This window comes from Pseudomonas fluorescens, assembly GCF_900636825.1.
GTDB classification, from domain to species: Bacteria; Pseudomonadota; Gammaproteobacteria; order Pseudomonadales; family Pseudomonadaceae; genus Aquipseudomonas; species Aquipseudomonas fluorescens_BG.
Map to the genome: position 1 here is coordinate 3415733 of NZ_LR134318.1, position 13103 is coordinate 3428835.

Below are 13103 nucleotides of genomic sequence, written 5' to 3' on the forward strand. Positions count from 1 at the left end.
TTTCCCGCAATGGAGCACGTCGTCATGCGCAAAACCACGCTGATCACTGGCGGAGCCGGCTACCTCGGTTCTCACACGGCACTGCAACTGATCGAGGCCGGCCGCTCGGTGCTGATTCTGGACAATCTGAGCAATAGCTGCCGGGAATCAATTGCACGGCTGGAACAACTGAGCCATTCGCGCATCGACTTTATCGAGGGCGATATCCGCGACGCAGCGCTGCTCGAGGAAATTTTCAGCACCTACGACATCGACGCGGTGCTGCACTTCGCCGGGCTCAAAGCCGTGGCGCAAAGCGTGCGACGGCCAATGGATTATTACGCCAACAATGTCGTCGGCACCCTCAGTCTGTGCCAGGCGATGGCGCGGGCGCACGTGTTCAACCTGGTGTTCAGTTCATCGGCGACGGTGTACGGCGAGCCGGCGGCGACGCCGATTGTCGAAGCGTCGGGCACCGGCAAACCGGCCAACCCATACGGTCGCTCCAAGTTGATGATCGAAGAGTTGCTGAGTGATCTGGCGCGTTCCGACTCGCGCTGGAGTATCGCCGTACTGCGCTATTTCAACCCCATCGGCGCCCACCCCAGCGGCCGGATCGGCGAAGCGCCCAATGGCCTGCCGAACAATCTGCTGCCATGCCTTACCCAAGTAGCGATGGGTCTGATGCCGGCGCTGACGGTTTACGGTAACGACTACCCGACGGCGGACGGCACCTGCGTGCGCGACTACATTCATGTAGTCGATCTGGCCGAAGGTCATCTCAAGGCATTGCAGGTATTGCAGGCCGGAGCCGGGCTGCACATCTGGAACCTCGGCACTGGTATCGGTTACAGCGTGCTGCAAATCATCAGCGGCTTTGAAGACGTCACCGGCATCAGCATCCCGTACCGTTTCGCCGAACGCCGTGCCGGTGACGTCGCCGAGTGCTGGGCCGATGTCGACAAGGCCCGGCGCGAACTGGGCTGGAGCGCCCAGCGAGATCTGACGCAGATGCTCATCGACAGTTGGCACTGGCAATCGAACAACCCTCGGGGCTATAGCCCGCAACCGGCGCCGCTGCTCGCGGTCGGCATGAAGTAACCCGGCAGCCGAGGCGCAATCACACGTAAAGGATGACCCATGAGCCGTTATTCCTGGCTACTGCTTGCATTGACTTTGCTGGCCGCGAGTGCGCGCGGGGAGCTTGAACGACCGACCGCCGACGGCCTGGTGTTGTGGCTGGATGCCGACGATCCGGCCGCTATGACCCTCGACGCGCGGAATCAGCTGCTGCGCTGGCATGACAAGTCGACGCACGGCCACCACGTCGAGGTCGACAATCCCAAGGCCGTAACCTTGCCGCTGCGCGTGAGCGATGCGCTAAACGGCCGCGGCGTCGTTCGGTTCAGTGGCACCGCGGCGTTTTTGGGTGCGGCCATCCGCACCGGTAAAGGCCCGGTCACGGTGTTCGTAGTGTCGCGGCGCTTGCCCGAGCAGGCGGGTGGCAAGGCCTGGCAACGCCTGTTCAGTTCGCGCCCGCAATTGGCCGACAACGATAACGTCGCGCCGAACTTCGGCATCAGCGTGCAACAGACCACGGCGTATCCAGCGACCTTGGCGTTTCTGGAAGCCAATGACGTGCCGATCGGCCCGTTCGCCGTGGCGCGCAATGTGGTGGGCACCTCGGAAATCCTCCGTGGCGATGTCGCCGAGGTCCTGGTGTATGACCGCCCTTTCAGCAGCCAGGCCGAGCGCCGCAGCGTCTTCGAATATCTGGCGAAGAAATGGGCGGTTGCCATCCCGCCACAGGTCGACGCATGGACGCGCATCGGCCCGCTGGGGCCCACGCCGACGCCGGAAAACGCCGACCTGCCGCTTTCAGATCAAGCCAACGTGGGGCGTTGGCAGCGCGATACGCGGTTGTCCGATGAATTCAACGGCACGGCCCTCGACCCGGTGCGTTGGCACGTCAACAACGCGACCGGCACCGATTCGCTGGGCAGAAAACCGGCGCTGTTTCTGCCGGAAAATGCCCGCGTCGGCAATGGCAATCTCAATATCACCTTCCGCAAACAGACCTTGCCGGAAAAATACGTGAGCCTGGGCTACAAGGACTACAGCTCGGCCATGGTGCGCACCGAAGAGCGCGGGCTCTACGGCTATTACGAAGCCCGCGCCAAACCGATGAACTCCGCAGGCTCCAGCGCGTTCTGGCTGGCGTGGACGGGCCTGCCGGACAATGCCACCGAAATCGATATTTTCGAAATTGGCGGCAAGACCAAAAACGAAGCGTTCGACCGTCTCTACAACATGAACGCCCACGTCTGGGCCACACCGCAAAGCACCCAGCACCTGAGCGCTGGCAGTAGCTGGGTGGCCCCGTGGCGCCTGGCGAACACTTTTCACGTCTACGGTTTCGACTGGCAGCCCGACACCCTGCGCTGGTACGTCGACGGCGTGCTGGTCAGGGAGGCGAGGAACACGAACTGGCATTTCCCGATGCAAATCGTCTTCGACAGCGAAGCCATGTGGGACTGGTTCGGCGTTGTCGACGATGCCGACCTGCCGTCCATATTCCGCATCGATTATGTCCGCGTCTGGCAGCGCCCATGAGCGACGCCCTGAGTGGATCAGACGGATACCCAACCTCTGCGTACCCGCCGCAAAGCGGTCAATCCATGTCCAGTTCCGCATACGCCGGCCGCTCGGCGCGGGCTAGAGTCGAATCGCCCTGCCACAGGACGTAGACGTCGTTAACTTCTTCTTGCCCGACTTCGTAGGCATAAAATTTCATCCTGACGTGCAGCGGATTTCTGCGCCGGTGCGCCCTGATTTCAGCGGCGTCAGCGTCAGCAAGATCGCCGATACTGATCTTCGCCTTATTCATGTATCGCGCAACGATATCGTCTTCAATCGACTTCTGATTCGAGAGCAAATGAGTGCCATTGTGGGACGGGAAAGCAACAGCTACGAGCGAGTTCTGTTCAGCGATTTGAATGGCGACCTCAAAAAACGTCTCGACAATGGATGACGCCGTATGCGCCGCGAGCATGTCATCCATTGGATTGATCGCGCGGACAATCAGGCACAGGCCGGTTGGGTGCAATGCCGGGATCGGTTCCAGGCACACCAGCGCCATTCCGGCCAGACGCCGTTGCGTCGGGTCAAACACCACCAAATGAGCCTGCCTGGATTCCTGCCACATTTGCGTATTGTGTTGAGAGCAGAGCACCGCAGCGTGCTTGGCGAAATAAGCAGCGGGATGTTTTGACAGCGTCGCTTCCAGCGCCGTGGACAGGTTTTCAGTCTTCACCTTGACGAACTTGGCTTGCTCCCTGGCGACCCAGCGCAAGCACGTTTCCAGGACATTTTCCCTGACCTGTCTGAACGCTTCGCGCAGTTGCTCGCGGCCGCCGCCAGGCAACGTCTGCGCAGTGACCAAAAGACGGCTGGCAAAAGTCGCCGCGTCTGTTTCACTGAACCCTGCGAGAAAACGCTCGGCATGTTCATTCAGTGCGTCCGGTAGCGTGCTATTGAACAATTTATTCAACTGCTCGAATCGTTCAAAAGCTTGTGCTCCCTCTCCGGCCATCTGCGCGACATCTTGCAGATCTTTCTTGACCCACTGCGCCACTGCCGTGTCCTCGCGAGCTGCCGCGAGCATCACGCCAAGATGTTCGGCCAGGGACCATGGATCTCGTGCAGCATCTTCCAAACGTTTGGCGCGAAGCCCCTTGCACGTCTGGGCAAGGTCCTGATCTCCCCGTTCATGGAAGCGCATGGCATAAGCGGCTGCTCGGCCCAGCCCATTCAAACTCCTGCGCTCAAGCAAACCGTCAAGACGCCGAAAGGCTTTTTCCCACGTCATCGCATAGCGGGGCTCCAGGGTCAGCGCGGCGAGATCAGCCTCTCGCCCGCGCACCTTGGGCCAGGTTTCGAGCACGGTGCCAACCGACGTCCGGTAGATCATGGAAATGGCATCGACCTGCATTTCATTCAACACTGCATCTGTCGGGCCGGATCCGGTCAACAGTTGGTCGATCAGCGGATTGAGCGCCGCCAATTGATCCTCGATCACGTGAGAAGGCTCCCAGGCATTGCGCAGAATGCTTTTCAGCACGACACCCGCGGTGCGGTCGAGAATCTTTGGCAGCACCGTGATCAGGCTGCAAATTTCCTGGGCAAACAGTGTTGCGTAGCGCTCGTCATAGATGGCTCTGGACTCCTCGTCGCGCGCGACGAATCGCTCCCCCAGCACAGCCAGGCAACGCGAGCGGACAACGTCGTGCACCACGCTCTGGTTGCCTGTGACCACGCTGAAATTGTTCCGCGCGTAAGCATCGTCCAGCAGCAGAAGATAAGCGTCATCCATGCGTCCCCACCAACGGAACCCCTGAATGCCTTTGACCTCGTCGTAGTACCAACCGCGTAGCAGGTCAATGCTGCGCAAGCCCTTGCGCTCGACGAGGAATGTCAGCAATCGCCGTCCGAGCCAGGCGATGGACAGTACCTGTTGCAGGTGCACGAAGTGCGGTAGCTCCATCACGCTCAGCAGGTAATCGTAAGCGTCTGTATCAACGCTTTTACTGGCCTGCTGGACCCAGTCGACCACGTCGACCAACACCGCTTTGCGCTCGCCGAGCAGCTTCAGCAGATACTCCAGAAGATGCGTCGAGGTGTTCTTGTAGCACTTTTGAAACTCCAGCACCGCTACGGCAGAGCCGTATCCGTATCGGGCCAGAATCGCCAGATATTCAGGCAGTTTTTCCGGATTCGACAGGTACCCGTCACACTGCGTCAACTGCTGGATCGTCAGTGAATGCGGCGCACCGGCGAGCACATTGATGCCGATTATGGAACTCGTTGGGCTTTCCTTTTGACTGGCCTGCAGGATCAACGACTGGCATTGAGCCAACTCACTGATGCCGGCACCGATCTTTTTCAGCGCCTCGACGTACTCGCTGGACAGCGGATGGTGACTGTCGATCAAGCGGCGAAATGACTTCACATCCTCCACATTGCGTGCGCCAAGGGTGTCGATGACAAACGACCAACCGGCCGTTGGTGTGTCCCAGAGTTTATCGCCGTACACAGTATAGAGCGCGGTCAGGTCTTCAAACCCGGCGCCCTGCACCACCGCCAGATTCGCCGCGCAACGCCGGGCGTTGAAACGCTCGATGTAAAACTCAAAAACGGTTGCGATGCTCTGGCGCTCAATACCGTGATCGCGCAATACGCGAACCAATTGGCGTGATTTCCACAGCAGGCCGTCGCGGCAATGCTCCTGCAAGACTCGCCATTCGTACTTTGACTTGATCCAGGAAAACTCTTCCTTGCGGGTAATCACGCCCTCTTCGATGAGTATCAGAGCCAGTTCGCCGGCCACCTCATAATGGCCATACCGTGCGTATGGTTCGATCTCGGCCAGGGTACGCACACCCACTCGAAAACAGGCGTGCACCCACTCCGGGCTCAGTGAGCGCAATGTCTGCAATTGCGCGAAAGACGGAAGTGGCAGTCGACGCAACGTCAAATCGACACCGCTATCAAACAGCGGAATATCGGCGCCCAGCATGCGTTTGTACCGGCTGTAGAACAGATACTCACGCCCCTCAAAGGTGCCGACCTGATTCATGCGCCGTTGAACCTCGCGCCATGAAATGAACAGCGGTACAAGGATCTGTCCCAGTTTACGGGCGCAGGACCAGCGCTCGACGAGCAAGGGAATGGACGCCGGGATGGCCAGCGCACGCCGGATCATTTGCTCATGATCGGGGTTCTCGAGCATCAAGGCACGGACGCTGTCTCGCACCTTGCCGCGAAACGCGCGAATCATTCTGCGTAACGTGCGAAACCGCGGAACCACTTCAGTGTCGGGGTGAGACCACCGCGTGGCGCTGTCGTCGCGCCAGGACGGGCAGTCTTTCAGGATCCGCTGACGAAAACGGCGGTACTCAGCGCCCATGCAATCACTTGAATCCTTCACGCGTTCTCCTTGACCAGGGTGCAAGCCCACCCTGGGATTGTGCAGTGTCGAAATAGACTGGCGCGAGCGTCACGCGGGCGCAATAAACAAATTCACTGGTGATGACGGCACCTTGACTGCCCTGGCGAACTATTACTGCTGCAACTGCAGCAATGGTCGCTGCTTTTCGACGATATAGGTCGCCAGTTCCGAACCCTTTTCGCTGCCGACATTCCTCGCGACATGAGCCACGCCGGCCGGGATGAACAGCGAATCCCCGGCTTTCAGCGTCACCGGCGCCCGGCCTTCCAGTTGATATTCGAACGTGCCGCTGATGACATAGGCGATCTCTACGCCTGGGTGAGAGTGTTTTGGCGAGGTCACCCCCGGGGCGAAATCGACACGGGCTTGCAGCACTTCGCGGTCAGCCGCGCCGAGATCCTGATGGACCAGATCCGTGCGGCTGAGCCCTTGTTGCCAGTTCATGGACGGCGGTTGCGCGGCGTGAACCAAGCCGACGAGTGTAAGCAGTCCGGTGGCGGTGGCGATTAAAAGAGTACGTTGCATGATGCAGCCCTCAGAACAGTAGTGATGGGAGTCACTACGTTGAGCGCTGCGTGTAAGCGCAATGTGTCGAGATGCCAGGGTTTATCGAGCCACTGTGTCTCGCGGCCTGCCTGATACAGGCCGATACATGGTGCGCGTCATGGCGCGGTCTGCGGCAGGGACGCGATGTCAGCGTTTTGCACCAGGTCGATCAGCCAGCTTCTGAACGCAACAACCTTCTTCGACTCGGCAATTTCCAGTGGCGTCACCAGATAAAAGCCCAGGTCGGATTTCAGCTTGAGCTTGAACGGCGCCACCAGTTTACCGGCCTTCAAATCATCATCGACATAGGTCGAGCGACCGATACAAACGCCCAGACCGTCGATGGCGGCCTGCACGGCCATCATCGCGAGGTCGAAGGTCAGCCGCGTGCCTTCAGCAAGTTTTTTCGGTTGCCCGGCGGCGCTGAGCCACATGTTCCAGTCGTTGCTGGTCATGCCGCTGACCTGCAGCAACGTGTGGTTTGCAAGATCCACCGGCTTCGTCAAGGCTTTGGGGCCGGTGAGCAATTTGGGACTGCACACCGGAAAAATCTCATCGGACATCAGCCAGTCCGCGCGCAGCCCCTTCCAGTCGCCAAACCCGTAGCGAATCGCGGCGTCGATACCGCCCTTGCGAAAGTCCACCAGGTCAGTGGATGCGGTTACGCGCACGTCGATATTGGGAAACGCATCCTGAAACGAGGCCAAACGCGGCAGCAGCCATTTGGAGGCCAATGACACCAGTGTGCTGATGGTCAACACGCTGTTGTTGGTCGACTCGCGGAGCATTTCCGTGGAGTAACGCAGCTCATGGAAGGCCGAGCGGATGCCGGGCAGATAAGCATGCCCCTCTGTGGTCAACGCCAGACCATCCTTGAGGCGCAGAAACAGGCGGATTCCGAGTTCGTCTTCCAGCCGGCGGATCTGATGGCTGATCGCGGTCTGGGTGACGTTCAGCTCTTCAGCTGCTTTGGTAAAACTCATATGGCGAGCAGCCGATTCAAATGCTCTCAATCCATTGAGGGAAGGAATTCTGGCGACCATAAGACAGGCTAATGCTCATGAGATTTTGTCATAAGGTAGCACCCAAGAAGTCCTTTGCAAAATGTTTCACGGGTCGATGATCCTAGCGACGCTTTCGGGCCATATCGGCTACGAAAACGCCCACTCATAGGATGAGATCGCCGTGAATAACGCAGTTGATTTGAACAAAAGCCAGGACGAAAAAGCTCCCCAACTGAAGGCACGCAATGCCTCGCGCATGGCTGAAATCAGCCGCCCGCATTTCGACGCTGCGTACGAAAAGGGTCTGATGGGGGTGTCTTGCCGAGTCCTCGATAACCGTCGCATCGAAATCGCCAACAGCGGCAAGGAAGTGATCGACTACACCCGTTGCGGCTACCTCAACCTCGACAGCCACCCGAAAGTACTCGCCGCCGCCAAAGCCTCGATGGATGAAATCCCGTCGGTGCACTTCTCGGTCGCACGTACGCGTCTCTCGGCTGAGCCGCTGGTGCGCCTGGAACATACGCTGGCCAAGCTGTTCGACGTCAATGGCGTGGTGGTTTTCCCGACGGTCGCCGCCGCCAACATGGGCGCCCTTCCTCTGCTCGCCGCCGGCCTGTTCACCGATGGCGAGAAACCGCTGATCGCGTTCGACCGCTTCGCCCACGTTACTCTGCAGTACCACATCCCGGTATTGCGTGAAGAAACCGAGGTGATCGTGATTGAACACAACGACCTCGAACACCTTGAGCGTCTTTGCCAGAGCGGCCGCAAAGTGGCCTATGTTGGCGACGGTGCCTATTCGATGGGCGGCGCCGCACCAGTGCGTGAATTGCGCGCCCTGCAAGACAGGTACGGCCTGTTCGTCTACCTCGACGACGCCCATGGCATTTCCGTGGTTGGCCAGCATGGTGAAGGCTTCGTACGTTCGCAACTGGACGGTCTGGACGAGAAAACCATCGTCGCCGCTTCGCTGGGCAAGGGTTATGGCGCGGCCGGCGGCCTGCTGATGCTGGGCAGCAAGCACATCGAGAACTCGATCCGTCGCTACGCCCCGACTTACGGTTTCTCCTGCGCGCCAAACATGGCTGCGGTCGGTGCCGCCCTGGCCTCGGCCGAGATCCATGCCACCCCTGAGTTGCACAAGTTGCAGCGTTCGCTGCGCAACAACATCCAGCTGTTCGACAGCCTGATCCCGACCGAAACCAGCGGCAGCGAACTGCCGATCCGCATCGTACGCATCGGCAACGAAGTGGAAGCGATTGCCAAAGGTGAATACCTGTTGCAACAGGGTCATTACACCTCGGTGGTGTTCTTCCCGACCGTACCGCGCGGTCAAGCCGCGCTGCGCATGGCAATTACCTCGGCGCACAACCCGGCGGACATCCTCGACCTGAGTCTGATGCTCAAGAGCAGTGATCACGCAGGCCTCGTGTCGGCGGATCAAGCCGCTGCCGCGTTGGCCATCTGATCGACGTATCCGGGGAGATATTCAGCGTGAAGCGAACGGATCTAGCAGAAAGCTTCGTCACGGCGGTGACGGACTTCGACATCAATACAGCCTCTCTGGGCGACATCCGTGCCCTTCAGGAGCTGGTTTACGAACGTAAAGTAGTGGCGGTGAAAAACCAGACGTTGACCCGCGAGGGCTATCAACAGTTCGCCGCCTGCTTCGGTGAGCTTGAGCAGTTCAAGCTCAAGAGTTATCACGATCCGGCGTACCCGAACATCCTGGTGATCAACAACCGTAACGGCGACGGTGCCGTGGGCGCACGCAAACTCGGCAACATGTGGCACAGCGACTCCAGTTACCTGGCCGAACCGCTGCCATTGACGATGTTGCATGCCCAGCAGATCCCCGAGGCCGGTGGCGATACCTTGTTCGTCGACATGCAATCGGTGTACGACGATCTGCCCAGGGAACTCTACGAGCGGGTGAAAAATCGCCAGGCCGTCCATGACGTGCGCTGGACCTACAAAGTCAAGGCAGACGATGTCGGCGAATCGATCCAGGAGATTTTCAGTCGCCTGGCGCAGACCTTCCCCGCCAGTACCCACCCAACGGTCGCGATCCACCCGCGCACTCAGCGTCAAAGCCTGTACGTCAATCCCGGCTACACCACGCACATCAACGGATATTCGCAAGAACAAAGCCGGGCCCTGCTCGACGAGATTTTTGCCTTTGCCCTGACTTCCGAACGGATCTTCGACTATCAGTGGGAAGCCAACGACTTGTTGATCTGGGACAACCGTTCGGTACTGCACTGCGCCACGGCGCTGCCACGTGATGCGCAACGGGTGATGTTTCGCATCGGCGTCAACGACGGTGCGTTCTTCGCACCCGACGTGGCACAGGAGCATGTCGCATGAGCAAAAAACGCGTATTGATCGCCCATATTCTCGGGGCCGAAGGGAAACGGATGCTGCATGAGCGCGACGACATCGAAGTGGTCGAGTTCCACAACACCTTGGAGCAGAGCCAGTTCCAGGCGTTGCTCGACAGCTACGATGCGGTGCACGGCGTGGTGCTTGGACTGACCCGTTTCGGCGCCACCGAACTGGCCCTGGCGCGCGGACTGCAAGTGGTGTCGCGTATTGGTGTTGGATTTGACGCTGTCGATATTGCGGCGATGTCAGATGCACACATCCCCGTGATGGTCTGTGCCAATGCCAATCACCTTGCCGTCGCCGAACACACTCTGAGTTTCATGCTTGCCTTGGCCAAACGCACCGAAGCGTTGACCGACCTGGTGCGTGGCGGTGACTGGCATCAGCGCTACGACTACCTGCCCAGTGAACTGGAAGGTCGTGAAGTGCTGTTGATCGGCTGCGGGCGGATCGGCAGTCGGGTGGCCACGCTGTGTCTGGCCTTCGGCATGCGCGTCAAGGTCTACGACCCGTATATCGACGAGCAGGACCTGCCGCTCGGCGTGGAACCCGTGGCACAACTCGAGGCTGGCCTGGTGTCGGCGGACTACATCAGCGTGCATTGCCCGAAAACGCCGCAAACCGTCGGCCTGTTGTCGGCGCAGCGGCTGGCCCTGCTTCAACCTCATGCCTACCTGATCAACACCGCGCGCGGCGGCATTGTCAACGAGCAGGCGCTGTATCAGTTGCTGGTCGAGAAACGCATTGCCGGCGCGGCACTGGACGTGTTCCTGCCCGAACCACCGCCGCACGCCAGCGGTCTGCCGAGCCTCGACAACGTGATCTGCTCGCCGCACCTGGCCGGTGTTTCCCGTGAGGCCGTGACGCGCATGGCCGTGCTGGCAGCCGGCAACCTCCTCGATGTGTTCGATGGTCAGCCGAATCCAGACAACGCGGTGAACCCGCAAGTGTTTGAGCTTGCGGCGCGCAAGCCGGTCACGGCCCCGGCCAGCACCATCCCTTTTCCAATCTGATAGTGAGCAATGGAATGTATCTACGTTATCAACTCTTCGACGACCAACGCGATGTGATGATTCTGCTGGCGCGGATCATGATTCTGATCCTCTATGGCTACTTCGGCTTCACCTACGTGACTGACCACGGCAGCTTCGTCACCTACCTGAAATCGGTGGATGCGCCGATTCCTGAGTTCACCGCAATCGTGGCGACCCTTGTCGAATTCTTTGGTGGCCTGGCGCTGCTGTTCGGTTTCTGGACCCGGCCCATCGCGGCGATTTTCGTGGTCTACACGATTGGCACCGGAATCATCGGGCATGCGTTCTGGAACGCATCCAACGCGGCCGACCATCACACGCTGTTCGTGCACTTTTTCAAGAACGTGAGCATTGCCGGCGGTTTCCTTTTCCTCTGCCTCTTGGGCCCCGGGAAGTACTCGTTCGACAAACGTTGATCCTTGCAGCGGCGCGCGGAGTCATCCGCGCGCCGCTTTTTCCGTTTCCAGTGGATACACACAATGAATGAGCAAATTGAACCCGTTGCCGACCTTCGCGACTGGCTGGCCCGCGCCGAAAAAATCGGCGAATTGCAGACCATCACCCAACCCGTCGACCCAGAAGAGGAAATGAGCGCGATCACCTATCTGGTCGCCCGTCAGCCCGCCTCACCCGCCGTGTTGTTTGAGCAGGCCGACTCGCCGTTGGGCTTGCGACATTTATGGAACATCTTCGGGCCGAGTGTCGCGCGCACCGCGATCACCCTTGAGCAGGCAACGGATACGCCAACCATGGAGTTGATCCGGCGTACCAAGGATAAATTGAAAAACAGCATCGCCCCGCTTGAAGTGCGCGCCGACGAGGCACCGATTTACCAGAACACCCTGACCGGCACCGACATTGACCTGACCCGTTTGCCGATTCCCAAGCACTGGCCACGGGACGGCGGCGCTTATGCCGGCACCGCCGATGCCGTGTTCACCCGCGACCTGGAATCCGGCTACCTCAACGTCGGCACCTACCGCATGATGATTCAGGGCCCGCGCGAAGTCGGCCTGTCGCTGGCGCCAGGCAAGGATGCGCTGCGCCACATTCATCAGGCCTGGGCGCGCGGCGAAGCCTTGCCCGTCGCCGCAGCGTGGGGCGTCGACCCCTTGATGATGGTGGTGGGCTCGCAATCGTTGCCTCCGGGTGTATCGGAGTTCGATTTCGCCGGGGGAATCAAAGGCAAGCCGATTGAAGTTGTGCGCGCCAAACATTCGGACCTGTTGATTCCGGCGGCGGCGGAAATTGTCATTGAAGGCGTGATTCGTCCAGGTTCGACTCGCGAAGAAGGGCCGTTTGGCGAGTTCACGGGCTACTACGGCTATAAGGACATCGATTGCCCGCTGATCGAAGTGACCGCCCTGCACTACCGCACCCGGCCCATCCTGACCAATGCCTTGATGGCGGATTTCCCGTCGAACGAGCAGAGCGCGTTTTTCTCGACAATCCGTTCGGCGAAGATCTGGAATGACCTCGACAAGCTCGGTATTCAAGGTATCAAGGGCGTGTATTGCCCGCCGGCGGCTGCCGGTGCATTCGGCATGATCGTGATCAGTCTGGAACAGAAATACGCCGGCCACGCCGCCCAGGCGTTGGCGCTCGCCGGTCAGGTGCCGGGCGGGGCCTACATCACCAAATGGATTGTCGCGGTGGATGAGGACGTCGATCCGACCGACATGAACCAGGTGCTCTGGGCCATGGCGACCCGCGCAACGCCCAGCGATGACATCGATATTCTGCGCAATACCCGAGGCTCACCGCTGGACCCGGCGCAGAACCCTCCGGAAAAGCGTTTCTTCGGCTCCAAAGCGCTGATCAACGCCTGCAAGGATTACCGCAACATCCGTAATTTCCCGACCCGCACATTGCTGCGCGAATCCGTTTACGAACGTGTGCGTGAGCGCTGGAGCAACCTCGGCTTGTCCGGTGAAGCACCTGCCATTACTGCATTCGACAACGCGCTGGATGCTGGTGAATAACCCGCTGATTCGAGCCTGAACAACGTTCCATGAAACACCTTTGGCAGAGGCGCTTTAGCCCCTGCCCAAACCGCTCTTTCACAATCGAACGCTACATCGCAACGATGGGTTGCCTGCTCGCACACTCGCGACCCGGCAACCCATCGTTGACCCATTCGAACGC

10 protein-coding genes are annotated in these 13103 nt (G+C 59.6%); 7 read left to right on the forward strand and 3 right to left on the reverse strand.

The window, feature by feature from the left end; genetic code table 11:
* Window positions 1–24 precede the first annotated feature (24 nt).
* On the forward strand, window positions 25–1080 hold the full coding sequence (gene galE / locus EL257_RS15330) for a UDP-glucose 4-epimerase GalE (protein WP_126363986.1): 1056 nt from the start codon (window positions 25–27) through the stop codon (window positions 1078–1080).
* A 39-nt stretch (window positions 1081–1119) separates the two neighbouring features.
* Entirely contained in the window at window positions 1120–2592 is a 1473-nt protein-coding gene (locus EL257_RS15335; RefSeq protein WP_126363989.1) for a family 16 glycosylhydrolase, read from the forward strand.
* 58 nt (window positions 2593–2650) lie between these two features.
* On the opposite strand, the gene EL257_RS15340 is transcribed toward EL257_RS15335, so the two are convergent.
* From EL257_RS15340 to EL257_RS15350, 3 genes are all read right to left on the reverse strand, one after another.
* Window positions 2651–5944, reverse strand: a complete 3294-nt coding sequence (locus EL257_RS15340) for a hypothetical protein (RefSeq protein ID WP_126363992.1) — start codon at window positions 5942–5944, stop codon at window positions 2651–2653.
* Window positions 5945–6097: 153 nt separating this feature from the next.
* The gene (locus EL257_RS15345; RefSeq protein ID WP_126363995.1) at window positions 6098–6511 is read right to left on the reverse strand and encodes a cupin domain-containing protein; all 414 of its coding nucleotides are present in this window, start codon (window positions 6509–6511) and stop codon (window positions 6098–6100) included.
* Window positions 6512–6648: 137 nt separating this feature from the next.
* Window positions 6649–7575, reverse strand: a complete 927-nt coding sequence (locus EL257_RS15350; protein WP_126363998.1) for a transcriptional regulator GcvA — start codon at window positions 7573–7575, stop codon at window positions 6649–6651.
* A 142-nt stretch (window positions 7576–7717) separates the two neighbouring features.
* Here EL257_RS15350 and EL257_RS15355 point away from each other — a divergent pair, with 142 nt between their 5' ends.
* From EL257_RS15355 to EL257_RS15375, 5 genes are all read left to right on the forward strand, one after another.
* Window positions 7718–9007 (forward strand): aminotransferase class I/II-fold pyridoxal phosphate-dependent enzyme, encoded by a 1290-nt coding sequence (locus tag EL257_RS15355; protein ID WP_197722571.1) that lies wholly within the window; start codon window positions 7718–7720, stop codon window positions 9005–9007.
* Between the two features lie 26 nt (window positions 9008–9033).
* Window positions 9034–9906 carry a TauD/TfdA dioxygenase family protein gene (locus tag EL257_RS15360; protein ID WP_172604486.1) on the forward strand — a complete coding sequence of 291 codons (873 nt, stop codon included), beginning with the start codon at window positions 9034–9036 and terminating at the stop codon, window positions 9904–9906.
* Window positions 9903–10937, forward strand: coding sequence for a hydroxyacid dehydrogenase (locus tag EL257_RS15365; protein ID WP_126364003.1), 1035 nt, complete (start codon window positions 9903–9905; stop codon window positions 10935–10937). The genes EL257_RS15360 and EL257_RS15365 overlap by 4 nt, the downstream gene beginning before the upstream one ends.
* Window positions 10938–10951: 14 nt before the next feature.
* Entirely contained in the window at window positions 10952–11374 is a 423-nt protein-coding gene (locus tag EL257_RS15370; RefSeq protein ID WP_126364005.1) for a DoxX family protein, read from the forward strand.
* Window positions 11375–11437: 63 nt separating this feature from the next.
* Window positions 11438–12940 (forward strand): UbiD family decarboxylase, encoded by a 1503-nt coding sequence (locus EL257_RS15375; RefSeq protein WP_126364007.1) that lies wholly within the window; start codon window positions 11438–11440, stop codon window positions 12938–12940.
* The last annotated feature ends 163 nt before the right edge of the window (window positions 12941–13103 follow it).

Coding starts and splice junctions, on each gene's coding strand:
- EL257_RS15370 (WP_126364005.1), top strand. CDS start 10,952: ATGTATCTACGTTATCAACTCTTCGACGACCAACGCGATGTGATGATT.
- EL257_RS15365 (WP_126364003.1), top strand. CDS start 9,903: ATGAGCAAAAAACGCGTATTGATCGCCCATATTCTCGGGGCCGAAGGG.
- EL257_RS15375 (WP_126364007.1), top strand. CDS start 11,438: ATGAATGAGCAAATTGAACCCGTTGCCGACCTTCGCGACTGGCTGGCC.
- EL257_RS15340 (WP_126363992.1), bottom strand. CDS start 5,944: ATGGGCGCTGAGTACCGCCGTTTTCGTCAGCGGATCCTGAAAGACTGC.
- EL257_RS15335 (WP_126363989.1), top strand. CDS start 1,120: ATGAGCCGTTATTCCTGGCTACTGCTTGCATTGACTTTGCTGGCCGCG.
- EL257_RS15345 (WP_126363995.1), bottom strand. CDS start 6,511: ATGCAACGTACTCTTTTAATCGCCACCGCCACCGGACTGCTTACACTC.
- EL257_RS15350 (WP_126363998.1), bottom strand. CDS start 7,575: ATGGTCGCCAGAATTCCTTCCCTCAATGGATTGAGAGCATTTGAATCG.
- galE (WP_126363986.1), top strand. CDS start 25: ATGCGCAAAACCACGCTGATCACTGGCGGAGCCGGCTACCTCGGTTCT.